Origin of the sequence: Methyloceanibacter sp., from assembly GCF_051306395.1 — a bacterium.
GTDB lineage: Bacteria > Pseudomonadota > Alphaproteobacteria > Rhizobiales > Methyloligellaceae > Methyloceanibacter.
Genome location: NZ_JBPPND010000178.1, coordinates 18,587 through 45,493, shown reverse-complemented (window position 1 = coordinate 45,493; position 26,907 = coordinate 18,587). Strand labels below are relative to the sequence as shown.

Below are 26,907 nucleotides of genomic sequence, written 5' to 3'. Positions count from 1 at the left end.
GACTCTCAAGCTCCAGGACGGCGGATCGCCTGCACGCCGTTGGGGCCGGCGACAATGGCCAGATCGGCAAGGCCGAGGAACAGTCCGTGCTCGACCACCCCCGGCACGCGCTTCAGCGCAAAGGCCAGCACTTCGGGTTCGGAGATCTTGTGGAAGGCGCAGTCCACGATGAGATTGCCTTGGTCGGTGACGAAGGGAAGGTCCCCCTGCCCGGAGCGAAGCCTGATGTCTCCCTCGCAACCCGCCTCCGCGGCCAGCGCCTCGACCAATCGCATGGTCGCCCGCAGACCGAAGCGCACCACCTCCACAGGCAATGGGTGTGAGCCCAGCGTCTCCGATACCTTGCTAGCGTCGGCTATCACCACCATACGGTCCGATGCCGTGGCCACGATCTTCTCGCGCAGGAGCGCGCCGCCACCGCCTTTGATCAGGCGAAGCTGATCGTCGAGCTCGTCGGCGCCGTCGACCGTAAGGTCGAGTTGCGGCGTCTCGTCCAGCGACGACAGCGGAATACGCAGCTTCTCGGCATGCGACCTCGTGGCTTCCGATGTCGGCACGCAGGTTACATCGAGACCGTTGCGCACGAGTACGCCGACTGCTTCCACGAAGTGATAGGCCGTGGAGCCCGTGCCGAGCCCAAGCCGCATGCCCGGCTTCACAAGCTCGACCGCGGCTTGCGCGGCCGCCGCCTTGAAGCCGTCGACCTTCGCGTCGCTGTCTGCCATCAGCCGTCCAGCCCCCCCATCATGACGTATTTCAGCTCCACGAACTCATCGATTCCATGATGGGAGCCTTCGCGGCCCTGGCCGGATTCCTTCACGCCGCCGAACGGCGCCAGCTCCGAAGAGATGATCCCCTCGTTGACGCCGATCATGCCATATTCGAGCGCCTCGGCCACCCGCCAAGCGCGCGCTAGATCGCGCGTATAGAAATAGGCAGCAAGCCCGGAGGGTGTGCCGTTTGCCAAAGCAATCGCCTGCGCCTCGTCGTGGAAGCGGAACAGCGGGGCAATAGGCCCGAACGTCTCCTCTTGCGCGAGCTGCATGTCGGGCGTGACCTCGGCAAGCACGGTCGGCTTGTAGAACGTCCGCCCAAGCGCGTGCGGCGCGCCGCCGGTCAGAACTTTCGCCCCTTTGGCCACGGCGTCCTTCACATGCGCTTCCACCTTAACGAGCGCCGCCTCGTTGATGAGCGGTCCTTGCTCGACACCCTCTTGCGTCCCCTCGCCCACCTTGAGTTCGGCAGCCGCCGCCGTCAGCTTCTCGGCAAAGCGCGCGTAGATGCCGTCTTGCACCAAGATCCGGTTGGCACTGACGCAGGTCTGGCCGGAGTTGCGGTACTTCGAAGCGAGCGCACCTTCGACCGCGGCGTCGACATCCGCGTCGTCGAACACGATGAACGGCGCATTGCCGCCGAGCTCGAGCGACAGCTTCTTCACGGTGTCGGCTGACTGACGCATCAGGAGCTTGCCGACCTCGGTCGAGCCCGTGAAGGTGATCATGCGCACGAGCGGGTTGGCGGTCAGTTCGCCCCCGATCTTCTCCGCATCGCCGGTCACCACGTTGAGTACGCCGGCCGGCACACCGGCTTGCACCGCAAGCTCGGCCAGGGCCAGCGCGCAGAGCGGCGTCTCCGGCGCGGGCTTCACCACGACGGTGCAGCCGGCGGCGAGCGCCGGCGAGATCTTGCGGGTGATCATGGCGAGCGGGAAGTTCCACGGAGTGATGGCGCCGACCACGCCGACCGGCTGCTTCAACACCAGCATGCGGCCGCTTCGCTTCGGGGTCGGGATGATCTCGCCGAGAACGCGCTTCGCTTCCTCGGCGTAGAACTCGGTGAAGGACGCGCCGTAGTCCACCTCCGCGCGTGATTCCGTGAGCGGCTTGCCCTGCTCGGCGGTCATGAGCCGTGCAAGGTCTTCCTTGTGCTCGCGCTGAAGCTCGTACCAGCGGCGCAAGATCGCCCCGCGTTCCTTGGCCAGCAATCCGCTCCAGGTGGGAAAGGCCGCGCTCGCGGCTTCGATTGCCGTGCGCGTCTCTTTGGCGCCGAGGTCGGGCACACGGCCGATCACCTCACCCGTCGCTGGATTGGTCACATCAAGCGCCGGCTGGCCGATCCACGCGCCGCCGATCAGGCACTGGTCCTTGACGATGCCGGAGGTTTTCAACTGCATGGCCCGCTCTCTACGCCGCCGCTTGCCGGGCTGCAAGGGCCGCTTGCCAGGCAGAAAAGCGCATGTGACAGAGGTACCATGTTGAAAGACGCCACCATCGTCTTCGACCTTGACGGCACGCTGGTCGATACCGCACCGGATCTCACCATCACGCTGAACCACGTGCTTACAGCCCGCGGCTACGAGCCGGTTGCAGCCGATCGCGTGCGTGAGGCCGTGGGCCGCGGCGCCCGGGCCATGATCGAAGAGGCCCTTAGCATGGCCGGCGCCGACGACGCTGATGTCGACGTTGACGGCATGCTGGCCGACTTCCTTCTGCACTATGAAGCGAATATCGCGGTGGAAAGCCGCCCCTTCCCAGGCGCCGTAGCCGCACTCGAGCGGCTAAGGGCCGCCGGCGCCCGGCTTGCGGTCTGCACCAATAAGCGCGAACGCCCAACACGCCTACTGCTGCGAGCCCTCAAGCTTGATCACCACTTTGTCGCTATCGCCGGGCGCGACACATTTCAGATGTCGAAGCCAGACCCGGGCCACCTGCTGGGCGTCATCGCCGCCGCGGGCGGCGCCCCCGACCGCGCGCTCATGGTGGGCGACAGCGCCGTGGACATTCGGGCCGCGCTGGGCGCCGGCATTCCCTCGATCCTCGTGTCCTTCGGCTATTGCCCGCCACCGCCGGAGGGGCCTCGCGCGGACGCGGTCATCGACCATTTCGACATGCTGGAGACATGCGCCCTGCCCCTCCTGAAAGGCTTGACAGCGAAGGCCGCCGCGCCGTCCTAATACGCACCCGACGGGGCGTTGACTCGGGGGACCCCTTCCCGGTGCTGCCGCAATCAACGGCCACAGTCGCGGTTATATATCTTCGCCACGCCTTTGAGATCGAGTCCTGCGCCAAGGAGAGACGGGAATGCGCGAACGCATAATGATCAGCGCTTGCATCGTGCTGCTGTTGGGCGGCACGGCCTACGCCGCAGACGAAGAGCAGGCCTGCGTGGACGAACTCGCCAGAACCGAGACACTGGTCGATCAGAGGGTCGAGGCCAAGGCGCTCAGCGAAGGCGAGGTCGAGGAGGTGAACCTGCTGCTCGACGAGGCCGACGCGCTTTGCACCGAGGGCAAGTACAAGAAGGCCAGCGAGACCTTGGCCACTGTCAGCAAGATGGTCGCGCCGGCGGCACCGGCCCAATAGGGCGGCGTCCGGGAGGGCGCTTCCCTTTGGGCGCGCCTTCCTTGACTTACCCCGGAGCCACTCGCTAAATCCCCCTTCCAGCCGCATCCCCTCAGCAACCCTGAGACGGCGATGCGCCAAGCTCCAAGCGAAAACGGGCGGTTAGCTCAGCTGGTAGAGCACTGTGTTCACATCGCAGGGGTCACTGGTTCGAGTCCAGTACCGCCCACCATCCGGCCATCCTGAAGGTTCTCGGCTGGAGATCCGGGCCGAGAAGCGCGGCACTTAGCGTGCCGGCTGCGTCTTCGCCATGTTGGTGATGTTGAGCCGGCTGGCGAGCAATTGGTCGGAGGCTGAAGGGTCCAGCCAAATGCTCGCGTGGGACCGCCCGGCGATCGGCGCGACATCCTTGGCCGCGCTCGCGCCTAGCGTCGCGATCAACGTGACCGCGAGCAGACCCGCCATGAACTGCTGATGCATACTCATCGTCACCGAATCTGTGGCGGCGGCGATAAAGTTTGCGTTTAAAGTTTTGGCTAAAAATGTATTTACGGCGTTAACCAAAATCGAGTCTGGCGCGCTGCCGTCGAGACGAGCACACGCGCCAAACTCCCGGCCGGGACTACGAAGGCTCTCCTAGTCCCGGCGCCCTCTAGCCCTCCCGCCGCAGCAACGCGTCGAGGCTCCAAGGGCCTCCGCCCGCGAAAACGAGATACAGAAAGATGAAGCAGAACAGAATGGCGCCATCGCCGCCATTCAACAGCGGATAGATCTTCTCCGGCGTGTGATGGAACATCCAATAGGCGACGGCCATCTGGCCTGAGAGAATGAAGGCCACGGGCCGCGTGAACAGGCCGACCACCAATAGCGCGCCGCCGACCACCTCGAGAACACCTGCGATCCAGGGCAGTGACATGACCTCCGGCGAGTGGCTCGACGCTGGAAAGCCGAAGAGTTTGGCCGTGCCGTGCTCGAAGAAGAGCAGCGCCGCGACAATACGCAAAACGCTGAGGATGCGCGGCGCCCAAACGGTTTCAAGTGTCTCGATGGTCATGTGGCAACTCCCCCCTGTGACGGCTTCTGACGAGCTTTATGGGGCAAGTGTAGCTGCTCGCTCGCGGCCCGTCAGTACACGCTCTCGTTAGGAAAGTTTCCCCCGGCACCAGTCGGAACTGGCCATGACACCGGGTCCGGGTCCCGCCTTCCGAACCAGCCTGAACGAAGGCAGCGAAGCCCTTGAAACGGCCGACCCAAAAAATGGGGGGTCCCCCGGACCCCCCATTTGCTTCCAGCTCGTGCCAGCGCAGTGCTATGCGGCGGCGCTGGCCTTCGCCGTGTCGACGGAGGCGACCGTCTTCAGAATCTGCGAGGCGATTTGGTAGGGGTCGCCTTGCGAGTTCGGCCGGCGATCCTCGAGATAGCCCTTGTAGCCGTTCCTGGGGAACGAGTGCGGCACCCGGATCGAAGCGCCACGGTCGGCGATACCCCAGCTGAACTGGTCGATCGCTTGGGTCTCATGCTTGCCGGTCAGCCGCATGTGGTTGTCCGGGCCGTAGACCGCGATGTGGTCGGCACAGGCCGCCTCGAACGCGTCCATCAGCGCCAGGAAATACGGCTCGCCGCCGACTTCACGCAGATACGTCGTGGAGAAGTTGGCGTGCATGCCGGAGCCGTTCCAGTCGGTGTCGCCGAGCGGCTTGCAGTGATACTCGACATCGACGCCGTACTTTTCGGTGAGACGTTCCAGCAGGTAGCGGGCCATCCACATTTCGTCGGCGGCCTTCTTGGAGCCCTTGCCGAAGATCTGGAATTCCCACTGTCCCTTCGCCACTTCCGCGTTGATGCCTTCGTGGTTGATGCCGGCCGCAAGACAAAGGTCGAGATGCTCCTCGACGATCTCGCGTGCAATCGAACCGACCTGCGAGTAGCCAACGCCCGTGTAGTACTTGCCCTGCGGCGCCGGGAAGCCATCCGCCGGGAACCCGAGCGGGCGGCCGTCTTTATAGAAGAAGTACTCCTGCTCGAAGCCGAACCAGGCGCCGTCGTCGTCCAGAATGGTTGCGCGCTTGTTGGTCGGATGCGGGGTCTCGCCGTCCGGCATCATGACCTCGCAAAGCACTAGCACGCCGTCCTTGCGTGCTGCGTCGGGGAAAACACGAACTGGCTTCAGAACACAATCTGAGCTGCTGCCTTCCGCCTGCTCGGTCGAGCTGCCGTCGAAGCCCCATAGGGGAAGATCCTCGAGTGTCGGAAAGCTGCCGTATTCTTTGATCTGAGTCTTTCCACGCAGATTCGGCGTCGGCGTGTAACCGTCGAGCCAAATGTACTCGAGTTTGTACTTGGTCATTGCGAATCCTTCATGTGGTGTTGAGGCAAAACGTGCGGAGGTACCCATCCGGGCCGCCTGTGCGTGACGGCCAAAACCGTTTTTGCGAAGCAGCAATTGTGCCAACGAGATGAATGCCCTCACCCGCGCCCGAGCGCGCGCACCGACCGCGCGGTCTCCTCAGAATCTGGCGTTCATTTTTTGGTAATAAACAGCTGGGGTTAGCGGGCGCCGCTGCATCCCTGCCGATCCCGGTACCAAGTCAAAAGCGGCGCCCAACTTGCTCTGGGGCTCGACTGCAAAGCGAAGCAGCGGCCAGACAAACGGCTGAAATAATAGTCATTTCGCAAATTTATTGTGCACGGCGCCGCAGCTCCCATGTATAGGGGAACTCAAGCTGTGTTGATGCGCTGAGTCTTCGACACACCCAATGACTGAATGGAGAGAACCATGACGGCAAACGCAATTGAGGGGACTGCCAAGATCTACCAGTTCCCCAAGGGCGGCCGCGCCGGATTGAGTAGCGGTCGCAACGAGACGCACCTCGCCGAGAGCTTTGTGATGCCGCGCATCGCAAGGGTCGCCTGTGGCGGCGCCTCTTATCACGAGGCGGCCATCCGCGAAGAGGAGCGCTCTCGGAACAACTGACGGCTTACGTCGTCCACATACGAAGAGGGCCGGCTTCCGAGGAAGCGCGGCCCTTTTTTGTTGCGAGGGTGATTGCCCTAGTTATGCGCGGGCGGGCCAGACGGCTTGAGCGTCGTCTTCGCTGCTGTCGAACATCGAAAGCATGGGCTCGTCGGTGAGCAACACCTCATCGAACTCGCCGAAGCCGTTGAAACGATTCGCCAAGACGCGGCCATACGCACCCACCTGGCCGATCTCCAAATAATCGCCTTCGTCCACACAAGCGGGCAGCACGAACGGTCCGGGCAGAAAGTCGGAGCTGTCGCAAGTCGGTCCGTAAAGAGCGAACTCGGCGTCGCGCGAAGCCGTCTTCTCCCGGTCCGGCGTGACCAGGCGCGCCGGGAACCGGAAGCCGGAATAGGCGGCGTCGAATAGTGTGCCGAAGGCCCCGTCATTGATATAGAGCGCGTTGCCGCGCCGCGCATCGACGCGCACGATGACGGACTCCGCCTCGGCCACGAGCGCGCGGCCCGGCTCGCACAGAAGCTCGCAGGAGTGCTTCACGGCAAGCTCGTCCGCCGCGCGCACGATCTCCTCCATGAAGCTTGAAAGCGCCGGAGGATCGGAATGGGGGTAACGCGCCGGGAAGCCGCCGCCGATATCGATGGCATCGACCAGGACGCCCGAGGACACGATGAGCTGACCCACTTGGCGCAACGCTTCGCCGAAAGCGACCGGCACCACGGCTTGCGAGCCCACATGGAAGGTGATGCCAAGACGGGTGGCGCGCTGGCGGGCTTTGAGTAGAAGCGCCGGCGCGTCTTCCTGCGAGGCGCCGAACTTGCCCTCCAGCGGAATGAGACTGTGGGTGTTGGGGCAAGCGATGCGCAAAAATAGGGTGAGGTCCTCGGCGCCGTCCGTCTCCTCCAGCACCTTGTCGAGCTCGTCCGCGGTGTCGAAGGCAAAGCGCCGTACGCCGAACTCCCGGTAGGCCCGGGCAATGGCCCCGCGCGACTTCACGGGATTCATGAAATAGAGCTCCGCGCCCTTGATCCCCGCAACGCGCTCGATCTCCACCAGCGAGGCCACGTCAAACGCCGTCACGCCCGCCTCGACCAAGGCATCGGTCACCTGGCGCGCGTCGTTGGCTTTGGCGGCGTAAAGCACCCGGCCGGGAAAGTTAGCCAGGAACCACGCGGCGGCACGCGAGGCGGCGTGCGGCCGAAGCGCTAGAACAGGCCGCTCCGGGCGGCGGTCACGGAGAAGCTCCGTAGCGGAAGAAAAAACGTCCATCCCATGCGTACTCCCACACGAGATTGTTCAGGTCACTGCCCTTGGGCGGTTCCGCTTGCGAGCCGGCGTGCTCCCTAGGGGGTTCGGTCCACGTTGTAAAGGATTTTTCGGGTGCTGCCTATATTCGTGTGCTGACGATTTGTGCGGACTGCCCCCTTCTTGCTCAGTTGGGCTTGGCCGCCACCTCTCCCGGGTCCGTGAGCATAGGGGTCTTGGCGCTCGAATAAACGGGCTCCTGCAAGAGCCCAAACGTCTTGCGCGCCGAGAGCCGCACCATGGCCGCGGTATAAGCATAGATCTCCGCGCTATCGACGCGTCCGTCCCCATTGCCCACGGGATAGAGGTCGGCGCTGCCGGCAAGCCCCTCGATCAGGTAGCGGGTGAACAGCCCGATGTCGTAGCTGGTGTCGATCAGCGCGCGCTGCCCGCGATCGGCGGAGGCGAGAACCGTCACCGTGGAAAGCGGCTGCGGCGGCAACGCGCTGCTGGTGGTCTCGCGCAGATTGGGCGGCAGCACATAGGCGCCGTGGTCACGCCCATACGAGCTCTCAAGCAGGACCAGCACCGACTTTGCCTTCAGTGCCCCGAGGTTCGCGTAGAGAGTCGACAGCGGATAGCCGCCCCGCTCCTCGCGATAGGGCTCAGCGTCAACCGGCAGAAGATAGGTCTCGCTGTGGCTCAAATTGGTGGCGCCGTGGCCTGAATAATAGACAACCACCTTGGCGTCCGGTTGCGCGCGCACCAGCCGCTTCAGCTCGCCGTCGGAGCCCGGCACCGGGCCGAACACCCGTTCGAAATCGGCCCGTTTGGCGTTCCGCAAATCGATGATGCGGTCCTGGCGAAATCCGAGATGCTCGGTGAGAAAGAAATACATGGCGCCGGCGTCGTTCCGGGCCGTCTCCGCAGCCGGCAGATTGTCGTAGTTGCCGTTGCCGATAATCACGGCGATCTTTCCCGGATCCTCGGCCGCCGGCGGTAGGGCCCGATAGAGTTCGCGGATACGGCTGAAGGATTTGACTACATTGCCGTTGCCCATGCCGGGGCGCGGCAAATGGCGCGGCGGCACGGTGCAAAGCTCGATATCGCCCTCGTCCTCGATGCGCTTGATATCGTCCAGGGAAAGATGCCCCGCGATCTGTACGCAAGACAGGCACCACGCGACTCCATATCGGCTGTGCAGATCGTCGAGCTGCATTTGGCTGAGCCCTTTGGGCGGCGGCAAACAGCCCGGCGGGCAAGCGCGTGCCCTCACGCCAGCGCCGTGGGCCTTGCGCAGCAGCGCGACCAAATCCTCAGGGAGACAATCGATGTCGAGGCGGGTCGGCGGCAACGGCGGCTCCTCCTCGACAACGGGCACTGCCGGCTCCTCGGGCGCGAGCGCGGTCTCGGCCTCCTCAGAGGTCCCCCCGGTGTCCGTGGTCTCTTCCGCCTCTTCAGCCCCTTTTATTTCATCCGCCTCTACCACAGCGGGCTCCGCCGGCTCCGGCGCGGCGGCCTCAACAGATTCCGGTTCGGGTTCGGGTTGGGATTGGGGCTCCGATACCGGCGCGGGCGTGGCGGCCTCGACAGGTTCGGGTTCGGGCTGTGATGGGGGCTCCGACACCGGCTCGGGCTCGGATACCGGCTCGGGCTCAGGTTCTGGGGCTGGCTCCTCCTTGCACAGCTCTTTGACTTTCTTCAGGACGGGCTCTGCCAGAAAATCACCGTATCGTTTCAGCCCGTATTCATTCTTGAAGTACCAATGGGCGGTCCAAGTTTGCTCGTTGGCCTTTCCGTCGATCGGACCTTTGTAGTAGCCGAGCTGGGCGTAACAGCGCTGCACGCGCTTGGTGTCTTCGGCCTTCTTGTCCACCGGAGCGGCTGCCGCCGCAGGCTCCGTCTCCGGCGTGACCACGGCGGTGCGCGTCGGAGAGGTATTAGTCTGGGGAGATACGGTCTCGAGAGGCAGCTTCGGTACTGCCCCAGGTTCGGGCAATGGTTCGGCGTGGGACGAGGCCAAGGGCGCAGCCCCACCCAGAACAGCCAGGGCGAGCCCAAATATCAGGCTCCGCCCGCCTTTCAGCCTCCCCGCCATTTCAACCCTCAACGCAAAACCTGGGCGATCACGCCAAACCCGCGCGCACCAATTCAACACCTTCACGCAAATTCGGAGCAAGCGCTAGGCCAAGCCGCACCCTCATGAGCCCCAAGGGCACGTTAGGGGGCGATGGCGGCGAGAGATTGGCGATAAGCGCCGTTAACCGCAAGAAGCGGTCAGCGCACGATGAGCTTGATGGCTGTCCGCGCCAGATCCTCGGAGGCGTCGTCCTCGTCTTCTGGTGCGGAACCCTCGGCCCCAAGCGCAGCCTTGGCCGCCGCCAGCTTGTGCTTTTGCCCGGCGGCAAGTTTTGCCGCCCCCTCCACCACGATCTGGCGGGTCAGGAACTCGCGGTAATTGCCAAGGGGTGTGAACTGCCGCGTCTTGAAGTCGTGCTCAATGCCGTCGGCGCCTGCGCCCGTCGCGTTGCAAATGGCGATGACTGTCTCGGTGCCGGGGTCCTTGAGGCGGAACTGGAACGGCGCATCGGCGCCCGGGAACTTCACTTCGGTGTCGGCGGGAAGCAGATTGTCCTGCTGAAACTTGTTGGGGAAGATCACCGTGCCGTCGCCGCCCGCCTCCACGTTGATCAGCGTGAGGTGGCAATCCTCACTCGACTTGATGCTGAACACGGGGAGGTCGTTCACCCGATAGAGACTCTTGTCGGACGTCAGCGAGAGATCGAAGTCGTCGAAAAACACTTCGTTCTCGTCCCTGATCTGCTCGACCGCCGTGGGCGTCAAGGCCGCGACCTCGATAGGCTTGTTGTCGGAGACTTTGTCGACGAGGTCGGGAAACTCAACCTCGAGGATCTGGCGCGGCAACACGCCCTGCTCCAACCGCCGCTTGATGCGGACCGCTTCGCCACCCGCCTCGGCAAGGCCTTGCGCTAGGGCCTCTGCGGCGATTCCGTATTCCGCCGCCGCGACCCTGAGGTCGACGGACTTCTCGTAGGCTCTAGAGAGGAAGTTGATACTCTCCACCCCTTGCTTCTGGGAGTCGAGGTCGGGGTCGAGACCCGCGGCAAGCATCGCCTTGCGGAACTTCGCGGCGTCGTGCTCGAGAAGCGTCTTCATCTCCTCTTGCGGTGCGTAGAGGGCATCCACACTCTCGCGGATTTTCTCCGGGAAGCTCTCATCGTCGAGCACATGCGCGCGAACATCGTCCGTAGCCTGGCGGATACCTTGGTTGTGGCACCCGAAACAAGAGATGGCATTGGTCACCGCCCGGTCGCGCTGGCTGTCGTCCAGCACGATCTCCGTGGGCCCTTTGCCGAGACGCTCTCCCTCCGCGGTGTTCAGATAATAGGCCTGGAAGCCGTTCGGCAGGCTGAAGATCGTCTCGCCGCCATCGTGCTTGAACGCATCGGCGCCAAACGGGCCCAGCGGATGGACGAACAGGCTCTGCGCCGGTCTGTCGCTCTTGAAGTCGTAGGACGTCCAGAAATAACCGGTCGGAATGGCGTGCCGCTCGATCAGCCGGTTGTGCTTGGAGACTCCGGACTTCTGGAAGCCTGCACGGCGCGCCAGAAACGCCTCGATATTGGCTTTCACGTCGACGCCCTCTTGCCCTTCGAGCTCGGCGAAGGTCATTGGCAGCTTCAACAGGTCGTAGTAGATGGGCGGCCGCGATGCCGTAAAGGCAAGCCAATCGCCACGCACCCACGGAAGCTTCGTGCCAGTGATGGACACCATCGTCTCATACGCGGGCACCTCAGGCGCCATGCCATAGGGATAAAGTCCGGCAAGCCGCGCCCAGTCCTCCGTCGTCCAGCGGAGGTCGGCGAGATTGAAGGCGATGACCGTGCGTTGCGGGTCGATGGTCCGCATCTTCAACGCTTGCGGGCTGCGGCTCAGACTATTGAGCAACTTCACCACGCCCTGCCGGTAGCGCACCATGTCGGCGTCTGAAGCACACGCATTGTAGAAGTGGGTGAGCGTAACGTAGCGCATACCTTTGCGCCGGTCGCGCGTTTGCGCTTCGATGTCTTTAGCCATGGCGATCACGACCGCGGCTTCGTCCAACGGCTCGCGGTTGGCGCACGCCGCGGTCAACGTGTCCCCAAGCCCCCTGATCCAGTCATAGACCGCCTTCACCTCTGCTTCGGTGGGCTCGGCTTCGCAGTCGAATTCCTGAAAGCAGTCGTAGGGCATGTCCTTCTTGGCGATCTGGATGAAGAGGCCCGAGCCGTCCGGATTGCCCGGCAGGATCAGGTCCGGATCGCGCGCGATCGCCGCGAGGTTCAGGATGTTGCCGAAATTCTTCGCCGGCTTCTGCCGCTTAAGGCTGGGGCCGGCTTGGTGGCACCGGGCGCAATGCTTGCCGAGCGCATCGAAGGCCGCGCGCGCCGCCGGGTCGGACGGCGGAACGATGGCGTCGGGCAAAGTCTCTCCGGCAAGCGGGCGACCGAAGCCGACCGCCATGCCCGTGAGCAAGGCGAGCGCCATCAATAACGGGCGCACGCACCACCTCATCAAGTCCTCCCGAGGCCCAAAACCCGGCCTTCATCTCTCATTTAGGGGAGCCCAACTGAACCTCCGGTGAACGGCACCGCAAGCGCGCGACCGCCCAAACGCTAGTCCTGGGCGGCATCATCGCCATTAGCGGTATCCGATTTCTTTACGGCATCGGGTCGCGGCGGCAGCGTCTTCAAGAAGGCGGCGATGGCCGAGCGATCATCACCAGAAAGCTTCGCCATATTCTCCTGCACCGGCACCATGGTCTCGCCGATCACATCGAAATCGGGTGTCGATCCGGTCTCCAAGAGATAAACGATGTCTTCTTCGGTCCAATCGCCAATCCCGTCCTTGCTCGGGGTGATGTTAGGCGTAGTCCCTTTGCCATCAGGGCTCTTGGCGCCGGCGAAGGCTTGGCTCTGGATGATGCCGCCGAGCGCGTTGCGCGGGGAATGGCACTCTCCGCAATGAGAGGGCCCGAGCACGAGATAGGCGCCGCGGTTCACCGCGTCGCTTGCCTCCGGATCGGGTGCAAACGTCTTGCCGTCGACATAGAGACGTTTGAAGAGTCCGAGCCCGCGGCGAATGTTATAGGGGAAGCGCAGTGCGTGCGCGGGCACCGTGCTGCTCACGGCCGGCAACGTATCGAGATAGGCCTTGAGGTCGATCAGGTCCTCGAACGTCATGCGCTGATAGGACGTATAGGGAAACGCCGGATAAAGATGGACTCCGCCGGGCGCCACACCGCGCTTCATGGCGTTGACGAAATCGAGCATCGTCCAGCGGCCGATGCCGGTCGCCTTGTCGGGCGAAATGTTCGGTACATGGAACGTGCCGACATTGGCCTTCAGACAACGCCCGCCCGTAAGCACCGTTTCGTCCTCGATATCGAGATCGTCGCACGCGCCCTTCGGCGCGGCGTGGCACTCCGCGCATCCGCCGGCGATGAACATGATCTTGCCGTTGGCAATGTCCGGCGCATGGTCCGGCAGCGCCGAGGCGGGCAGCGTCACCGGCATAGTGAGGAGATAGAAGGCGAGAGCGCCCACGACGATAAGAGCAAGCAGGATGAAGAAGGCTTTGCGCAAAGTCTCTCACCTCCCTCGATGCGAGCGGACGCGCGTCATCCTGCCATGTGTGAAACCGGCCTTCCAGCCAGCCTCACGGCATTGGCATTGGACGTCCCTCTTCGAGCACGTCCCAGCCGCGCTGCACGGCGGGGCGTTCGGCGATCGCCACGTACCAACGCTTGATGTTGGAATGCTCGTTGAAGTTCACGGTCTGCCACTCGAACCGGGAAATCCACGGCCAGATGGCGATGTCGGCGACGGAATAGTCGCCAGCTACGTACTCCACTTCGCCTAAGCGCGTGTCCAGCACGCGCCACAGACGCTGCGCCTCTTTGGAATAGCGCTCTTCGGCGTAAGAGCTCTTGCCGGGATTAAACTTCACGAAATGATGCACCTGTCCGAGGAAAGGTCCTGCGCCACCCATCTGCCACATGAGCCACTCGGCCACGCGCCATTTCGTGGGGAAGTCCTGGGGCCAGAGCTTGCCGGTCTTCTCCGCGAGGTACATCAGGATCGCGCCCGACTCCATCAGATGCAGGTCGTTATCCGTGTCGACGATGGCCGGGATCTTGTTGTTGGGCGAGATCTTGAGGAACGCGGGGCCGAACTGGTGGTCCTTGGTGATGTCGATAGGGTGGACGCGATAGGGAAGCCCCACTTCCTCCAACATGATCGAGACCTTCTGTCCGTTCGGCGTCATCCAGGTATAGAGATCGATCATGCATTCCTCATTCCGGTCTCGTTGCGGCCTTCGCTGTTGCGACGCACACGTTGTCCTTCGCAGTTGCAGAAAATTTGATTCACCAAGTCTTCATCGCACCGCCCCCCTATCGCCCGAAACCGGACGCGCCCGCGCCACAGCCGTTCGTTAGTCATGACCCATGAGCGCAGCCAAGGGATGCATGCGCTTAAAGGGAGGAATAGATGCTCAACTGTGCCCAAGTCGACACCCAACCGCAAAAAGGGCTCGCATCTAGCGCTTCCAGCTTTGCCCGCTACGCCATCTACTACACACCGCAACCAGGCTCCCCGCTCGCGGCATTCGGGCGCTCCTGGTTCGGCCGCGCCAATGACGGCGCTACCTTGCAGGCCTTTTCCACTGCAGGATTCACAGACTCTGGCGTCGCCAAGATCTCCGCCCTTCCTGGCCGCTACACCGGCTTGCACGCGCTCTTCCTTGCGCCCTTCGCCTTGCGCGAAGATGCCGTGCTGGACGACGTGCGCACGCGCCTCATCAACTTCGCCGCACACCGCAAAGCCGTTGAGACCGGACCTTTGACGCTCGCGCGCGCCGGCCGCTATCTCGTGCTGCGTCCCGTCGAGCCCAAGCCCGCGCTCGATTGGCTGGCCGCCCAATGCGTCAACGCCTTCGAGACATTCGCGGCGGAGCCCGACGAGATCGGCGACGAGCACCGCCATCTCAGCCCCTATCAGAGGCTCCTCTTGCGGAGCTTCGGCCATCCCCAGGTGATGAGCGAGTATCGCTTCTCGATCGCCCTGACCGGCCCCCTCGACTCTGCGCACCTGGAGCGCGTGTCCCAGGCGCTGTGGCCCGTGCTCGAGGATATCTGCGCAGAAGGCGTCACCGTGGACGGTCTCTCATTGTTCGGCGACACAAGCGGACGCACCCCCATGCGCCTCATCGGACGCTACAAGCTCGGCGGGTAACCCGCCGTCCGCGCGCAGTTTAGAGCGGGCCTAAGTTTTGACACACGGCTCCGCCACCTTCGTGTCACTGGGGAAACACGGGGGTTCCGATGCCCGATTACGGGGAGATCCTGGCGTTCCTCGCCGCCAATCCGCCACAAGCTGAGGCAGAGCGCGAGCTTCATGCTTCGCTGCTGGAGCTCCTGGCCAAGTGCTTGCGCGCCGAGCAAGTGGTCACGGACAGCGACGACATACTCGATCCTGGGGAAATTCGCTGGGTCAGCGTCAACTGACCGCGGGGGATTTGACCCGCATCAAGGGCGCAAGGACCAAGCCGATATAGTCCAAGACCTTAAGCCGATCCGGTGCAGCCTTGGCATTTGCGCCCAAGGGCGCCGGAGTGCTATTTGAGCGGTTGGATGGGTCTGCCTGGGCGCTGGATCAGCCAGCATATTTTTGCATCCATTCTAAGGAGTAGACCTACACCATGAGGGAAAGCGTGGCGGTAAAGCACTCAGACGCTGAAGCAGCGAAGAGTACTGCGGACGATGTCGTCCAGGCGTTTTCGCAAAGCGTCGCGGCCGGTGAGCGTTCCGATCAGCCCTACCCGCACTGGGTCTTGAGGGCCTGTCTTCCGGCCGACACTATCGAGGATATTCTTGCCCTCCCCTTCCCCGCGCCGTCGCTCGAAGGCGTGTCGGGAAAGCGGGAGCTGCACAACAAGACGCGCAAATATTTTGATGCCGAGAACCGGGCCGCCTATCCGGTCTGCGAGGCAGTGGCCGAGGCGTTCCAGGACAAACGTGTCATCGGCCTGATCGAGAAGACATTCGACACCAATCTGGACGGCACCTATCTGCGCATCGAGTTCGCGCAGGACACCGACGGCTTCTGGCTCGAGCCCCATAGCGATCTCGGCGTGAAGTCCTTCACCATGCTGCTCTATTTGTCGACGGACCCGAGCCATAGCGATCTCGGCACCGACATCTACGACGGCGACAAGAACCATGTCGGCCGGTCGCCCTTCGAGTCCAACGCGGCGATGATCTTCGTCCCCGCGGACAACACGTTTCACGGCTTCGAGAAGCGGCCGATCAAGGGCGTGCGCGTGTCGCTCATCATCAATTACGTGACCGACGAGTGGCGCGCTCGCGAGCAACTCGCTTTCCCGGAAGCGCCGATCGGCTAACCACATTCATTGCTGGACACTGGAACTAGAATGGCCGGGCTCGTCCCGGCCATTTTGTTATTGTCACAGGCGAAACGAGAGGCTGGGACAACGACGGAGCACCGCCGATGAGTAAAGTCGCTTGGATCGGGCTCGGCGTGATGGGCTACCCCCTCGCCGGCCATCTCAAGGCCCGCGGACATCACGACGTCACCGTGTTCAACCGCACCCGCCAGAAGGCCGACCAATGGGTCGCCGATCACGGCGGCATGCTGGCCCATACGCCGGCTCAGGCCGCCGAGGGCGCCGACTTCGTATTTGCCTGCGTGGGCAACGATCGCGATCTTCACGAGGTGACGCTCGGGCCCGAGGGCATCTTCAAGACGCTCAAGCCCGGGGCCGTGTTCGTCGACCACACCACGGCCTCGGCCACCATCGCCCGGGAGCTGTATGACGCCGCCAAGGAGCGCGGCGCGGGCGCTCTCGACGCACCGGTCTCAGGCGGTCAGGCAGGGGCCGAAGGCGGCACGCTCACTGTCATGGCCGGCGGCGAAGAGGCGGACTTCGCCAAGGCAAAGCCGGTGATCGAGACCTACGCCCGCGCGGTCAATCTCATCGGGGCGCCGGGCTCCGGCCAGCTCACCAAGATGGTCAACCAGATTTGCATCGCCGGGCTGATCCAAGGGCTCGCCGAGGCGCTGCATTTCGGCATACGCGCCGGGCTCGACATCGACAAAGTGATCGCCACCATCTCGAAAGGCGCCGCCCAGTCCTGGCAGATGGATAATCGCTGGCAGACCATGATCGAGGGCAAGTTCGACTTCGGCTTCGCCGTCGATTGGGTGCGCAAGGATTTCGGCATGTGTTTGGACGAGGCGCGTCGCAACGGAGCCAGCCTGCCGGTGACCGCCCTGGTCGATCAGTTCTATGCGGACATTCAGGAGATGGGCGGCAGCCGCTGGGACACGTCGAGCCTGATCGCGCGGCTTGAGCGCAATGAATCGGACGCCTAGGGGCGTCGCTCTTCGGCGGCATAATCGAGCGGCAGCGCCGTGGTGAACTTGATCTGCTCCATGGCGAAGGCAGAGCTCACGTCGTAGAGCTCGATCTTAGAGATCAGCCGCTTGTAGAATGTGTCATAGCGTTCGATATCGGGCACCACGACACGCAGCAGATAATCGATCTGCCCGCTCATGCGGTAGAACTCCACCACCTCGGGAAAGTCTTCGAGCGCCGCGTGGAACCGCTCGAGCCATTCCTTGGTGTGGTTGCTCGTGGTGATGGAGACGAACACCGTCACCCCTACATTGACCTTCTTGGGATCCAGGAGAGCGACGCGCCGCTCGATCACCCCTTGCTCCTCGAGCTTCTGAATGCGCCGCCAGCACGGCGTGGTGGAGAGCCCGATCTGCTTGCCGATCTCGGCGACCGGCAGGGTGCAGTCCTTCTGCAAGATGTCCAGGATCTTGCGGTCCATGCGGTCCAGCATCTGAATGACCTGACAAAAATATTGAGAAAAACAGCTCCTGCCGAGAACATCGTTCCACCATCCTCGACCAATTCCAGAATTGGTAGATTATTTTTCCATATCCCGCAAGGCGCCTCAGAGGACCCGGCGAACCTCCCGACGCAGGATCGGCAGCAGTTCGGCATCGAACCAAGGGTTTCTCTTCAGCCACGCATTGTTGCGCCAGGAGGGATGTGGGAGCGGAAGGATGCGCGGACACCGCCTTGCTTTGAGGTGCTCGCGCCAGGCCAGCATCGTCTCTTGCAGGGTCTTGCCGCGGGCGCGGCCAAGGTGGAAGGCATGGGCGTAGGCGCCGACGGCGAGGACGAGCTCGATCCGCGGCAGAGCGGCGAACAGCTCACGATGCCATAGCGCGGAACATTCGCGCCTCGGCGGGAGATCGCCCCCTTTGACGTCTTGGCCCGGAAAGCAGAAGCCCATCGGCACAATGGCCACGCGGCCCTCGTCGTAGAACTCCTCTGGCGTCACATCGAGCCATGCGCGCAAACGCTCGCCTGACGGGTCGGTGAACGGCTTGCCGGAAGCATGGACGCGCGTGCCCGGCGCCTGACCACAAATCGCAAGCCGCGCCGTGGCGCTCGCCCGCAGGACGGGACGCGGCGCATGAGGCAGCGGCGTCCCGCTCGGCGTCTCCACGCAAACGCGGCAGGAGCGGATCGAGGCGAGAACGTTATTGAGCTCAGCCATGCATGCGACCACGGACGGCGGCGGTCATATCTCGATGGTCATGCCGTCTTCGGCGATCATATAGCGGGCGCGATCGATTTTCACACTCTCGGCGAGCATCTCTTGCCCCATATGGGTGAGCAGCACACGCTCTGCGCCGAGCGTCTCGTAATTGGCGTCGATCGTCTTGTAGTCGAGATGGATGGGAAGCGTCACATCGTACTGAAAGCATTCGCTGATGAAGAGATCGGCGTCGCGCGCCACCTCGCTCAGCACATCGACCCAGCCCGTGTCGCCCGTGAAGGACAGCACCTTGCCGTCCACGGCGAACCTGAGCGCGTAAGGTGGTGCGCCGGAAGGGTGATGCACCTCGAACGGGGTTACCGTGACGCCGGCCACCTCGATCGGCTTCCGCTCCTCATACTCCACGAAGATGAGCTCGAAACCGCGCTCGGCGCGCGTCGAATTAGGGTAGAGCGCTTCCGCCAGCGTCTCGAAGCGGTCCTCGATGCCCTTGGGGCCCGTAACCACCAAAGGCCGCGACCGGTTGCTGACATATTTGGCGTCGATGAGGAGCCACGGCAGACCGCCGAAATGGTCCCCATGCAGATGGGTGACGAACACCGTATCGATATCGTTCGGGTTGATGCCCAGCCGACGCATGCCGATCAGCGTCGTCGCCCCGCAGTCGATGAGGAACGTCGACGGGCCCGTGCGGACGCAAAAAGATGTCTGGAGGCGGCTGCCGGCGCCGAAGGCGTCGCCGCAGCCGATCACGGTGAGCTGCATGGAGGTCCCATCTTACCGACCCGCTCCCCCTTCGCGAGCCTCTCTATGGGGATGTGGCACCCGCCGATTCCGGCTTCAAGTGCCGTGCCAGGCCGGGGCGAGAGTAAACGACCCGTTAGGATTTTCGGCTGATAGTTCTTGTTAAGCCTAAGTCGGGGGTCTGGGCGCGGCCGCGCGTGCGCGCTATGCCATTGATCCTTCGCTGGTTTTTGTAGATGGTAAAGTCGCGGGTCTAAGAAGTCATGTCAGGAGGCGCGTCAGCCGAGGCCTCGCGGGTTCATTCGGGCTCGGCGAACAATCAAAAACGCCGCGCCTATCGCAGCGTCCAGGAAGCCCGCGAAAAACTCACCTACAAGTCGGGCCGCAAGCCGGAGTTCGAATACGAGCTCCTGATGATGTTCGTGAAGAACGAGCTGTCGGCCGCCGTGACCACGCCGCTGCTTGCGCTCGTCGTCGCCATGGGAGCCATGTTCTGGGCCCCGCCGCGCGAACTGCTCCTGTGGCTTTGCGCCGTCTTCGTAGCCAAGGGCATTCTCATCGCGATTTGCCGGCAGTTCTCAAAGACGCCGCGCGAAGAGGCCGACACGCCGGCATGGCGCGCGAAGATCGCGGCCGCGGAGTTTCTCTACGGGGTGACGTGGGCGACCGTAGCCTTCATCAGTCCGGAAACCCAAGGCGAGGCCGCGCACACCTTCATCTTCGCCTCGCTTATCGTCGTCATCTCGATGCGCATGCTGTTCGCATCCACGGTCATGCCCATCGTCTATGCCGGCACCTTGCCAATGACGATCGCCATCGTGTTGCGCTTCGCGCTGCTCGACAACCCATTCTTCTGGGCGATGGCGGCCATGGCCGTCGGCGTGCACATCTACTTCATCTGGCTGATGACCGGATTCAATACGACGGTCATGGCCATGCTTGAGTATCGCGCCGAGAAGGACGCGCTGATCGGCGAGCTCGAGCAGTCGAAATCGATTTCGGACGAAGCGCGGCTGCGCGCGGAGGAAGCGAACCTCGCCAAGTCGCGGTTCCTCGCCACCATGAGCCACGAGTTGCGCACGCCGCTGAACGCCATCCTCGGCTTCTCGGAGATCATGCGCGGCGAGATCCTGGGTCCGCATTCCAACCCGACCTACAAGGAATACGCCAACGACATTCACGAGAGCGGGCAGCACCTGCTGACGCTCATCAACGAGGTCCTCGATATCAGCCGCATCGAGGCGGGACGCTATGAGCTGCATGAAGCGCCCGTGACGCTTGCCGATATCGTCGAGGACTGCCACCGGCTGATGCGCGTCCGCGCCGAGAACAAGGGACTGAAGGTCGTCGAGGCCTTCGAGGAGAACCTGACCCCGGTCTGGGCCGACGAGCGGGCCCTCCGGCAGATCTGTCTCAACCTCCTGTCGAACGCCATCAAGTTCACGCCGACGGGCGGGACCGTCACGCTCAAGATCGGGCGCACTCCCCTTGGCGGCCAGTTCCTGAGCGTCAAGGATACGGGGCCCGGCATCCCCGAGGACGAGATTCCCCGCGTGCTGCGGAGCTTCGGCCAGGGCTCGCTCGCTCATCAAACAGCCGAGGGCGGGACAGGGCTCGGCCTTCCCATCACCAAGGGCCTGATCGAGCTGCACGACGGCAGTTTCGAACTGAAGAGCAAGCTGCGCTACGGCACGGAGGTCATCGTGACCCTCCCCCGCATCCGAATTATGGAGGCGCTGCCGCGGCTTGCCGAGCCCGGCGAGCAGGAGCCGGAAGCCCCACATGCGCCCTGGCGCCCCGAGCGGGACAAGCGCGCCAGCTAGCCGCTTGAACGGCGCGACAGGCGGCCCGATTGCCCTGCCCCGCCGCACCCCCTACATAGATTGTTTGGGCATCCGGCCGGTAGGGACCTCTTGGAAACGCCTTGCGTCAACATTTGTCTGCTCGACGACAGGTCGGGGCTTTGCGTCGGTTGCGGCCGCAGCGGCAATGAAATCGCCCGCTGGGTCGACATGACGCCGGAGCAGCGGCGCACCATCATGAAGACCCTGCCGGAGCGGCTGGAGCGCATGGAATCCTTCGCCGAGGCGGAAGGGTCGGGCCCATGACCACCTGGGTCGCCCTGTTCATTCTCGCGCTTGGCGCCATGATGCTGGTGAGCAACGAGTCGGGCATGATCGCCGGCCTCGACACTGCAACTTTTGCCTATGCGTCCTTCTTCCTGGCCCTGCTCGTTTACATCGCCGGCGGTCTCGTGACCCGCTATGGCGGCGGCGCGGGCGCCATGGCCCGCGATGCGGTGACCTGGCTCGCGCTCGGTCTCGGCCTGGTCACCCTCTATGCCTACAAGGACGAGATCACCCCCATCGCCGCGCGCGTCGTCGGCGAGCTGCTCCCCGGCACGGCCATGACCGTGGAGACCAGCGCCGGCGGTCTGACCGAGGTCAAGATCAGGCGGCGGCTCGACGGTCACTTCACCGCCAAGGTGGACGTGAACGGCAAAGAGGTCTCCATGATCGTGGACACCGGGGCCTCGTCCATCGTTTTGACTCCGGAAGACGCGAAAAAAGCCGGTATCGACCCCGAAGAACTCACCTATCGGGTCCCTGTTCTGACCGCCAACGGGCGCACCGTGGCGGCCCGCGTGCGCCTCGACGAGGTCTCCATCGGGCCCCTCGACCGCACCAAGGTCGAGGCCCTGGTGGCACGCCCGGGCGCACTCACCCAGAGCCTGCTCGGTATGAGTTTTTTAAGCCGCCTCCGCTCCTATGAGTTTTCCGGCGATTTCCTGACCCTCCGCGGCTGAAACCCACGAAAACGCCGGCCTTGGAGTGAGGCGCACCCTTTGAGTTCGGCGACCAAACATATGCTGCTGGAAGCCATGCAGTGGGGCGCACTTGCGCTCGGCATCGCGGTCTTCGTGTATTTCTTCGACGATCTTCGTACGCTTGTCCGGCCCGACAACGCGCTTCCAACGCTCGCCGAGAGCATGCGGGATCCGCCCGCCGAGACCGAAGAAGAAAGGTCCGGCTTCGACCGCACGGTGAAGCTGCGGTCCGACGCGAACGGCCACTTCCTCTTCAAGGCCGCCGTCAACGAGCGCCTGGCAAACTTCCTGGCTGACACGGGCGCGACCTACGTCGTGATCACCTATGAGGATGCCCAGCGCCTTGGGCTCTCGCCGCAAAGTCTCGACTTCTCCGTCCCGGTCCAGACCGCCAACGGCGTCACCCGCGTCGCGCCCGTAACGCTGGACCGCGTGCGCGTGGAGGACATCACGGTTCGCGACGTGCCGGCCGCGATTGCCGGAAAGGGCGTCCTGGCCACCAATCTTCTCGGCATGAGCTTCCTCGGCCGCCTCAAGAGCTTCCACATCCAAAATGGCGAGCTCGTTCTCGTTCAATAGCCTCAAGTCCCTCCATTGATCTCAAAAGGTGGTGGGCTTAGAGGAAACTCTGCTATGGCCCAGGGGTTAACCCCTGAAGACCCCCTACAGCCAGCTTCCCGCAGGAGTGAGAATGTTTCCGAAGCCGCGCCAAGATCTCGTCCCCAATACCGCCGAATTTGAACGGCTGCCCCTCGTCAAGGTGACCGGCTTCCGCGAATACGACGCGCGCTGGCTCTACCCCCAAGAGGTCAACCTGCTCGGCATGGAAGCGGTCGGGCTCGGACTGACCACGTTGATGCGCGAGCGCGGGGTGCCGGTTCGCATCGTCGTCGGGCACGACTTCCGCTCCTATTCCTCGGCCATCAAGGCGGCGCTGGTCACGGGCCTTCTGGCCGGCGGCGCCGAGGTGCACGACATCGGCTTGGCGCTATCGCCCATGGCCTATTTCGCTCAGTTCGATCTCGACGTCGAAGGCGTGGCCATGGTCACGGCGAGCCACAACGACAACGGTTGGACCGGAATCAAGATGGGTATCGACCGGCCTCTGACCTTCTCGCCCGATGACATGACGGAGTTGAAGGAGATCGTGATGAACGCGAAGTTCGCGCCCTATCATGAGGGCGCGCGTTACATCTACGTGCCGGACATGGCAGAGCGCTATATGGCCGACCTACTCAAGCATCCGAAGCTGACCCGGCGCTTGAAGGTGGTCGTGTCTTGCGGCAACGGCACGGCCGGAGCCTTCGCGCCGCGCGTCCTGTCGGAACTCGGCTGCGAGGTCATCCCACTCAATTGCGAGCTCGATCACAGCTTTCCAGCCCACAATCCGAATCCCGAAGATCTCGCCATGCTCAATGCCACGCGCGATGCGGTCATGGAGCACAAGGCGGACCTCGCGCTTGTGTTCGACGGCGACGGCGACCGTTGCGGCGTGGTCGACAATACCGGCGACGCGATCTACGCCGACAAAGTCGGCGTCATGCTGGCCCGCGATATCTCGGCTCTGAACAAGGACGCTCATTTCGTCGTGGACGTGAAGTCGACCGGCCTGTTCAAGACCGATCCCGTGCTGCTGGCGAACGGCGCTAAGACGACCTATTGGAAAACCGGCCACTCCTACATCAAGCGCTACAGCCACGAGACTGGGGCGCTCGTGGGCTTCGAGAAATCGGGCCATTTCTTCTTCAACCCACCCATCGGCCGGGGCTATGATGATGGTCTTGTTGCCGCAACCGCGGTGCTCGACATGCTCGACCGCAACCCGGACAAGACTCTCGCCCAACTGAAGAACGCCCTGCCGCGCACGTGGCAGTCGCCGACCATGTCGCCACATTGCACCGACGAGACGAAATACGGCGTGGTCGATCGCGTGGTGAAGCACTTCGAGGACGTCGCCGCGAACGGCGGCAAGCTTGCCGGACAAAACATCCGCGAACTGATTACCGTGAACGGCATTCGCATCGTTCTCGACGACGGCACGTGGGGATTGGTGCGCGCCTCATCCAATAAGCCGGAACTCGTGGTCGTGGTGGAGAGCCCCACGTCGGAAGAGAACATGCGCGCGATCTTCGCCGAGATCGACAAGGAACTCGCCAAGCAGCCCGAGGTCGGGGAGTACAATCAGAAGATCTAAGCACGTCGTGATGCGATGAACGCAATAGAACCGTCAGATCTCTGTCGCAAATTTGCAATCCGAATCTGCTTCCTTGCACGCCTGTCATGATCACATTCGATTACACAAGCGTCGTCTTCGCAGCAGGCCTCATCGTTGGCCTCACCCTCGATTCTCTGCTGCTGCGGACCCTCCTCGCACCGCCCTTCCGTATCTGGCCGACACCTGCGCCAGGAAGTTGGCAGAGCCTCACTTTCTGGGGACTGTTTCGCGGCGGCATGGTGTTGACCTTCGTTGTCGCCATTCTCGATTGGAACGCCACCCCGCTGCTCGATTGGACCCGCTTCATTGTCGGTGTGCCACTGGGGCTTGGCGGGTTGTTCATCACCGTTTGCGGCTATTTCAATCTCGGCCTCGGCAACACCTATTGCGGCTCGGACGGCCTCGTCAGCCATGGCCTCTACCGCTTTAGCCGCAACCCGCAATACACCGCCTCGATCGTCGGTCTGATCGGCCTGTCGATCGGCGCCAACTCAATCCTCACCATCGTGCTCTCCTGCGTAATGATTGGCGCCTATGTGCTCATGTCGCTGGTCGAAGAGGATTGGCTGAAGCAGCACTACGGTAAGAGCTACCGCGAATATTGCGAGCGCACCGCTCGCTTCCTCGACGTCCAAGGTGTCATCCTCGCAATCAGCGAGCGCAAGAAACCGTCCCGCCAAGCGGGCTGAACCGGCGGCTCACACGGAGCAAACGTAATTCGTCATGACCGGGCACAAGCTCGGATCAAACTAAGGTCCGAGTGCCCGGCATGACGAGATTGGTTACAGTCGGACAGCGCCGCCGCTACTCGGCCGCGACGGCGGCATAGCCCTCACTCAGCACAATATCCCGTGCCTGCTTCAGCACCGCGAAGCCGGCGCCATCCAGATGCGCATTCTCGGCGATATGGCGGCGGAACGCCCGCGCCCGAGGCTGGCCATGGAACAGGCCGAGGATGTGGCGGGTCATGGCGTTAAGCCGTACGCCGCGCGCCAGCTCCCGCGCCACGTACTCCATGAACTGGTCGAGTACGTCCGCGCGCGACGGCGGCAGACCTTCCGCGCCGTAGAGCCTCCGATCCACCTCGGCCAGAAGATAGGGATCCGCATAGGCGGCGCGGCCCAGCATCACGCCGTCGAGATGGGCAAGGTGCGGCTCGGCCTCGGCCAGCGAGGCGATGCCGCCATTGATAATGATGGTGAGGTCGCCCCGCCGCGCCTTCAAGCGATGCACGCGGTCATGATCGAGCGGTGGCACGTCGCGATTTTCTTTCGGGCTCAAGCCATCGAGCCAGGCCTTGCGCGCATGGACGATAAAGGTCGTACAGCCCGCGTCCGCCACCGTGTCGATGAACCGATCGAGGCTCTCCTCGGCATCTTGATCGTCAATGCCAATGCGGCATTTGACGGTGACCGGCACCGAGACCGTATCCGCCATCGCCTTCACGGAGTCCGCCACCAAGGCGGGCTCGGCCATGAGGCACGCCCCGAAGCGCCCCGACTGCACCCGGTCCGACGGGCAGCCGATATTGAGGTTGATTTCGTCGTAACCCCAGTCCGTGCCGATGCGCGCCGCCTCGGCGAGCTTCGCCGGATCGCTGCCGCCGAGCTGAAGCCCGACCGGATGCTCGGCCGCATCGAACCCGAGCACGCGTTCGCGGTCGCCGTAGAGCACGGCCTCCGCCGTCACCATCTCGGTGTAGAGGAACGCGCGGGCCGAGAGCAGCCGCAAGAAGTAGCGGCAGTGGCGGTCGGTCCACTCCATCATCGGCGCAACGCAAAAGCGGTGTGAGTCTGGTTTCAACGGCTTAGGCTCTTAACGGGACTGTATCTATGAAACATGGCGTCAGGGATGATCCGGCACAAGCGGCCTTTCCGGTCGCGATCGGGCTTTGGTTCTCGCGGCACCGCTCTTGGACCCAGAGACGCCGCAGACACGGAGCCGCTTAAGGCGCCGGCGCCTCGTCCTCGCCGGCGTCCTCCACCACAGGTTCAGGTTCAGGCTCCGGCGGGGCGATCGGATGCGGATTAGAGATCATGTAGGCCGCGACGTCCCAGGCCTCCTGAACCGTGAGCGCGGGCGTTCGGTAGTCGACGCCGGTCGGCATGTTGGCGCGGATAAAAGACGCCGCATAAAAGAGCTGCCCCATGCCCGCTCCGCCGTTGAAGCTTCCTTCGCCCCAGAGCGGCGGCACGTAATAGCCAATTTCCTGCGGCTGCTTCCGCTCGCCCTGCCCGTTCTGCCCGTGGCAGCTCGCGCAATGTTGGGCGTAGACCGCGAGGCCCCGCCTGGAATCCGGCAAAGCGTCCGGCAGGGCGATCGGCATCAGCCCCATGCCGGGGAGGCGCACGCCCTCCGGCGTCCCCTTGCCGACGAATTCGATATAGGCGATCAGCGCCGCTATCTCTTTACTGTCTTCGGGCAGCGGCTGGCCGTTCAAGCCGAGCGCCATGCAGGAATTGATGCGGTCGGGCAGCGTGAGCACCTTGTTATTGACCATCATGGGAAAGGTCGCCGCGGTGGAGACGAACGGCGCGGCGAAGGGCTGGAGCCCGGCCTTCAGATGGCAGCTCTGGCAGGCGAGATCGTTGCCGCCATAGGCCATGGCAGGATTTTCCGCGCTGCGGCCGATATAGCGTGGCGTGTCCACGATCAACGCATGGCCGTAGCGGATGAGATCGTTCTCCGGTCCCGGCCCGAGCGCCGCCATGACGACCGAATAGTGGCTGGAGGTCTTGTCCCACAGCAGATAGCCGACACCGAAGCCTGCCAGCGCCGCCAACGCTATGCAGATCTCGAAAACAATCGTTCGCAACAGAATGCTCCCCCGAACAAGCTTGCACTTTACCTTATGCTAGGCGCCCGTGTGCAAGGCAGCGTGAATCACCATATGAACCC

Annotated in this window: 28 protein-coding genes and 1 tRNA gene; 14 read left to right on the top strand and 15 right to left on the bottom strand. The window is 63.4% G+C overall.

Translation table 11 applies throughout. The features are described 5' to 3' along the window. Positions 1-5: 5 nt before the first annotated feature. Both rpiA and ACSLE4_RS09295 read right to left on the bottom strand, forming a co-directional pair. Positions 6-725: a ribose-5-phosphate isomerase RpiA gene (gene rpiA, locus ACSLE4_RS09300; RefSeq protein ID WP_435904181.1), complete on the bottom strand. Its 720-nt coding sequence runs from the start codon at positions 723-725 to the stop codon at positions 6-8. Beyond that, positions 725-2,173, bottom strand: a complete 1,449-nt coding sequence (locus tag ACSLE4_RS09295; protein ID WP_435904180.1) for an NAD-dependent succinate-semialdehyde dehydrogenase — start codon at positions 2,171-2,173, stop codon at positions 725-727. The genes rpiA and ACSLE4_RS09295 overlap by 1 nt, the downstream gene beginning before the upstream one ends. 78 nt (positions 2,174-2,251) lie before the next feature. Here ACSLE4_RS09295 and ACSLE4_RS09290 point away from each other — a divergent pair, with 78 nt between their 5' ends. From ACSLE4_RS09290 to ACSLE4_RS09280, 3 genes are all read left to right on the top strand, one after another. After that, on the top strand, positions 2,252-2,953 hold the full coding sequence (locus ACSLE4_RS09290) for an HAD-IA family hydrolase (RefSeq protein ID WP_435904179.1): 702 nt from the start codon (positions 2,252-2,254) through the stop codon (positions 2,951-2,953). A gap of 127 nt (positions 2,954-3,080) precedes the next feature. Continuing rightward, on the top strand, positions 3,081-3,362 hold the full coding sequence (locus ACSLE4_RS09285; RefSeq protein WP_435904178.1) for a hypothetical protein: 282 nt from the start codon (positions 3,081-3,083) through the stop codon (positions 3,360-3,362). A gap of 135 nt (positions 3,363-3,497) precedes the next feature. Then, positions 3,498-3,573: transfer RNA gene (locus tag ACSLE4_RS09280), tRNA-Val, on the top strand. A gap of 53 nt (positions 3,574-3,626) precedes the next feature. Here ACSLE4_RS09280 and ACSLE4_RS09275 read toward each other — a convergent pair. From ACSLE4_RS09275 to ACSLE4_RS09265, 3 genes are all read right to left on the bottom strand, one after another. Next, complete coding sequence (locus tag ACSLE4_RS09275) at positions 3,627-3,827, bottom strand: hypothetical protein (protein WP_435904177.1); 201 nt, start codon at positions 3,825-3,827, stop codon at positions 3,627-3,629. Positions 3,828-3,993: 166 nt separating this feature from the next. Next, a complete protein-coding gene (locus ACSLE4_RS09270; protein ID WP_435904176.1) occupies positions 3,994-4,395 on the bottom strand; it encodes a DoxX family protein in 402 nt (133 codons plus the stop codon). Between the two features lie 255 nt (positions 4,396-4,650). Beyond that, on the bottom strand, positions 4,651-5,688 hold the full coding sequence (locus ACSLE4_RS09265; protein ID WP_435904175.1) for a glutamine synthetase beta-grasp domain-containing protein: 1,038 nt from the start codon (positions 5,686-5,688) through the stop codon (positions 4,651-4,653). Positions 5,689-6,117: 429 nt separating this feature from the next. On the opposite strand from ACSLE4_RS09265, the gene ACSLE4_RS09260 reads away from it, so the two are divergent. Next, positions 6,118-6,315, top strand: coding sequence for a DUF2735 domain-containing protein (locus tag ACSLE4_RS09260; protein WP_435904174.1), 198 nt, complete (start codon positions 6,118-6,120; stop codon positions 6,313-6,315). An 81-nt stretch (positions 6,316-6,396) separates the two neighbouring features. On the opposite strand, the gene ACSLE4_RS09255 is transcribed toward ACSLE4_RS09260, so the two are convergent. The 5 genes from ACSLE4_RS09255 to ACSLE4_RS09235 all read right to left on the bottom strand — a co-directional run bounded on the left by ACSLE4_RS09255 (position 6,397) and on the right by ACSLE4_RS09235 (position 13,911). Then, complete coding sequence (locus ACSLE4_RS09255) at positions 6,397-7,587, bottom strand: type III PLP-dependent enzyme (RefSeq protein ID WP_435904173.1); 1,191 nt, start codon at positions 7,585-7,587, stop codon at positions 6,397-6,399. Positions 7,588-7,750: 163 nt separating this feature from the next. After that, complete coding sequence (locus ACSLE4_RS09250; protein ID WP_435904172.1) at positions 7,751-9,481, bottom strand: caspase family protein; 1,731 nt, start codon at positions 9,479-9,481, stop codon at positions 7,751-7,753. Between the two features lie 359 nt (positions 9,482-9,840). Next, positions 9,841-12,126 carry a DUF4384 domain-containing protein gene (locus tag ACSLE4_RS09245; protein ID WP_435904171.1) on the bottom strand — a complete coding sequence of 762 codons (2,286 nt, stop codon included), beginning with the start codon at positions 12,124-12,126 and terminating at the stop codon, positions 9,841-9,843. 113 nt (positions 12,127-12,239) lie between these two features. Further along, complete coding sequence (locus ACSLE4_RS09240; protein WP_435904170.1) at positions 12,240-13,208, bottom strand: c-type cytochrome; 969 nt, start codon at positions 13,206-13,208, stop codon at positions 12,240-12,242. 73 nt (positions 13,209-13,281) lie between these two features. Continuing rightward, on the bottom strand, positions 13,282-13,911 hold the full coding sequence (locus ACSLE4_RS09235; protein WP_435904169.1) for a glutathione S-transferase family protein: 630 nt from the start codon (positions 13,909-13,911) through the stop codon (positions 13,282-13,284). A gap of 203 nt (positions 13,912-14,114) precedes the next feature. On the opposite strand from ACSLE4_RS09235, the gene ACSLE4_RS09230 reads away from it, so the two are divergent. The 4 genes from ACSLE4_RS09230 (at position 14,115) to ACSLE4_RS09215 (ending at position 17,018) form a co-directional block, all read left to right on the top strand. Further along, a complete protein-coding gene (locus tag ACSLE4_RS09230) occupies positions 14,115-14,858 on the top strand; it encodes a DUF1045 domain-containing protein (protein WP_435904168.1) in 744 nt (247 codons plus the stop codon). Positions 14,859-14,947: 89 nt separating this feature from the next. After that, positions 14,948-15,130, top strand: coding sequence for a hypothetical protein (locus ACSLE4_RS09225; RefSeq protein ID WP_435904167.1), 183 nt, complete (start codon positions 14,948-14,950; stop codon positions 15,128-15,130). 194 nt (positions 15,131-15,324) lie between these two features. Then, positions 15,325-16,026, top strand: a complete 702-nt coding sequence (locus ACSLE4_RS09220) for a 2OG-Fe(II) oxygenase (protein ID WP_435904166.1) — start codon at positions 15,325-15,327, stop codon at positions 16,024-16,026. Positions 16,027-16,133: 107 nt separating this feature from the next. Continuing rightward, positions 16,134-17,018 carry an NAD(P)-dependent oxidoreductase gene (locus ACSLE4_RS09215; protein WP_435904165.1) on the top strand — a complete coding sequence of 295 codons (885 nt, stop codon included), beginning with the start codon at positions 16,134-16,136 and terminating at the stop codon, positions 17,016-17,018. Here the strand turns inward: ACSLE4_RS09215 and ACSLE4_RS09210 are convergent. The 3 genes from ACSLE4_RS09210 to ACSLE4_RS09200 all read right to left on the bottom strand — a co-directional run bounded on the left by ACSLE4_RS09210 (position 17,015) and on the right by ACSLE4_RS09200 (position 18,988). Then, on the bottom strand, positions 17,015-17,494 hold the full coding sequence (locus tag ACSLE4_RS09210; protein ID WP_069625161.1) for an Lrp/AsnC family transcriptional regulator: 480 nt from the start codon (positions 17,492-17,494) through the stop codon (positions 17,015-17,017). The genes ACSLE4_RS09215 and ACSLE4_RS09210 overlap by 4 nt on opposite strands. A 114-nt stretch (positions 17,495-17,608) precedes the next feature. After that, positions 17,609-18,220, bottom strand: coding sequence for a uracil-DNA glycosylase family protein (locus ACSLE4_RS09205; RefSeq protein WP_435904164.1), 612 nt, complete (start codon positions 18,218-18,220; stop codon positions 17,609-17,611). 24 nt (positions 18,221-18,244) lie between these two features. Next, a complete protein-coding gene (locus tag ACSLE4_RS09200; RefSeq protein ID WP_435904163.1) occupies positions 18,245-18,988 on the bottom strand; it encodes an MBL fold metallo-hydrolase in 744 nt (247 codons plus the stop codon). Between the two features lie 242 nt (positions 18,989-19,230). Between ACSLE4_RS09200 and ACSLE4_RS09195 the strand changes: the two genes are divergently transcribed. The 6 genes from ACSLE4_RS09195 (at position 19,231) to ACSLE4_RS09170 (ending at position 24,698) form a co-directional block, all read left to right on the top strand. Continuing rightward, positions 19,231-20,790: a sensor histidine kinase gene (locus ACSLE4_RS09195; RefSeq protein WP_435904162.1), complete on the top strand. Its 1,560-nt coding sequence runs from the start codon at positions 19,231-19,233 to the stop codon at positions 20,788-20,790. 90 nt (positions 20,791-20,880) lie between these two features. Continuing rightward, a complete protein-coding gene (locus tag ACSLE4_RS09190) occupies positions 20,881-21,075 on the top strand; it encodes a DUF1289 domain-containing protein (RefSeq protein ID WP_435904161.1) in 195 nt (64 codons plus the stop codon). Continuing rightward, positions 21,072-21,773, top strand: coding sequence for a retropepsin-like aspartic protease family protein (locus ACSLE4_RS09185; protein ID WP_435904160.1), 702 nt, complete (start codon positions 21,072-21,074; stop codon positions 21,771-21,773). The genes ACSLE4_RS09190 and ACSLE4_RS09185 overlap by 4 nt, the downstream gene beginning before the upstream one ends. A 39-nt stretch (positions 21,774-21,812) precedes the next feature. Continuing rightward, positions 21,813-22,373 (top strand): retropepsin-like aspartic protease family protein, encoded by a 561-nt coding sequence (locus ACSLE4_RS09180; RefSeq protein WP_435904159.1) that lies wholly within the window; start codon positions 21,813-21,815, stop codon positions 22,371-22,373. Between the two features lie 112 nt (positions 22,374-22,485). After that, complete coding sequence (locus tag ACSLE4_RS09175) at positions 22,486-23,988, top strand: phosphomannomutase/phosphoglucomutase (protein ID WP_435904158.1); 1,503 nt, start codon at positions 22,486-22,488, stop codon at positions 23,986-23,988. Positions 23,989-24,074: 86 nt separating this feature from the next. Beyond that, positions 24,075-24,698 (top strand): methyltransferase family protein, encoded by a 624-nt coding sequence (locus ACSLE4_RS09170; RefSeq protein ID WP_435904157.1) that lies wholly within the window; start codon positions 24,075-24,077, stop codon positions 24,696-24,698. Positions 24,699-24,813: 115 nt separating this feature from the next. Here ACSLE4_RS09170 and dusA read toward each other — a convergent pair whose 3' ends face one another. Then, complete coding sequence (gene dusA / locus ACSLE4_RS09165; protein ID WP_435904156.1) at positions 24,814-25,812, bottom strand: tRNA dihydrouridine(20/20a) synthase DusA; 999 nt, start codon at positions 25,810-25,812, stop codon at positions 24,814-24,816. 142 nt (positions 25,813-25,954) lie between these two features. After that, positions 25,955-26,824, bottom strand: a complete 870-nt coding sequence (locus tag ACSLE4_RS09160; RefSeq protein ID WP_435904155.1) for a c-type cytochrome — start codon at positions 26,822-26,824, stop codon at positions 25,955-25,957. Positions 26,825-26,907: the final 83 nt, after the last annotated feature.

Coding starts and splice junctions, on each gene's coding strand:
- ACSLE4_RS09175 (WP_435904158.1), top strand. CDS start 22,486: ATGTTTCCGAAGCCGCGCCAAGATCTCGTCCCCAATACCGCCGAATTT.
- ACSLE4_RS09235 (WP_435904169.1), bottom strand. CDS start 13,911: ATGATCGATCTCTATACCTGGATGACGCCGAACGGACAGAAGGTCTCG.
- ACSLE4_RS09295 (WP_435904180.1), bottom strand. CDS start 2,173: ATGCAGTTGAAAACCTCCGGCATCGTCAAGGACCAGTGCCTGATCGGC.
- ACSLE4_RS09200 (WP_435904163.1), bottom strand. CDS start 18,988: ATGCAGCTCACCGTGATCGGCTGCGGCGACGCCTTCGGCGCCGGCAGC.
- ACSLE4_RS09210 (WP_069625161.1), bottom strand. CDS start 17,494: ATGCTGGACCGCATGGACCGCAAGATCCTGGACATCTTGCAGAAGGAC.
- ACSLE4_RS09260 (WP_435904174.1), top strand. CDS start 6,118: ATGACGGCAAACGCAATTGAGGGGACTGCCAAGATCTACCAGTTCCCC.
- ACSLE4_RS09195 (WP_435904162.1), top strand. CDS start 19,231: ATGTCAGGAGGCGCGTCAGCCGAGGCCTCGCGGGTTCATTCGGGCTCG.
- ACSLE4_RS09270 (WP_435904176.1), bottom strand. CDS start 4,395: ATGACCATCGAGACACTTGAAACCGTTTGGGCGCCGCGCATCCTCAGC.
- ACSLE4_RS09185 (WP_435904160.1), top strand. CDS start 21,072: ATGACCACCTGGGTCGCCCTGTTCATTCTCGCGCTTGGCGCCATGATG.
- rpiA (WP_435904181.1), bottom strand. CDS start 725: ATGGCAGACAGCGACGCGAAGGTCGACGGCTTCAAGGCGGCGGCCGCG.
- ACSLE4_RS09225 (WP_435904167.1), top strand. CDS start 14,948: ATGCCCGATTACGGGGAGATCCTGGCGTTCCTCGCCGCCAATCCGCCA.
- ACSLE4_RS09290 (WP_435904179.1), top strand. CDS start 2,252: ATGTTGAAAGACGCCACCATCGTCTTCGACCTTGACGGCACGCTGGTC.
- ACSLE4_RS09230 (WP_435904168.1), top strand. CDS start 14,115: ATGCTCAACTGTGCCCAAGTCGACACCCAACCGCAAAAAGGGCTCGCA.
- ACSLE4_RS09275 (WP_435904177.1), bottom strand. CDS start 3,827: ATGAGTATGCATCAGCAGTTCATGGCGGGTCTGCTCGCGGTCACGTTG.
- ACSLE4_RS09215 (WP_435904165.1), top strand. CDS start 16,134: ATGAGTAAAGTCGCTTGGATCGGGCTCGGCGTGATGGGCTACCCCCTC.
- ACSLE4_RS09170 (WP_435904157.1), top strand. CDS start 24,075: ATGATCACATTCGATTACACAAGCGTCGTCTTCGCAGCAGGCCTCATC.
- ACSLE4_RS09220 (WP_435904166.1), top strand. CDS start 15,325: ATGAGGGAAAGCGTGGCGGTAAAGCACTCAGACGCTGAAGCAGCGAAG.
- ACSLE4_RS09265 (WP_435904175.1), bottom strand. CDS start 5,688: ATGACCAAGTACAAACTCGAGTACATTTGGCTCGACGGTTACACGCCG.
- ACSLE4_RS09255 (WP_435904173.1), bottom strand. CDS start 7,587: ATGGACGTTTTTTCTTCCGCTACGGAGCTTCTCCGTGACCGCCGCCCG.
- ACSLE4_RS09205 (WP_435904164.1), bottom strand. CDS start 18,220: ATGGCTGAGCTCAATAACGTTCTCGCCTCGATCCGCTCCTGCCGCGTT.
- ACSLE4_RS09285 (WP_435904178.1), top strand. CDS start 3,081: ATGCGCGAACGCATAATGATCAGCGCTTGCATCGTGCTGCTGTTGGGC.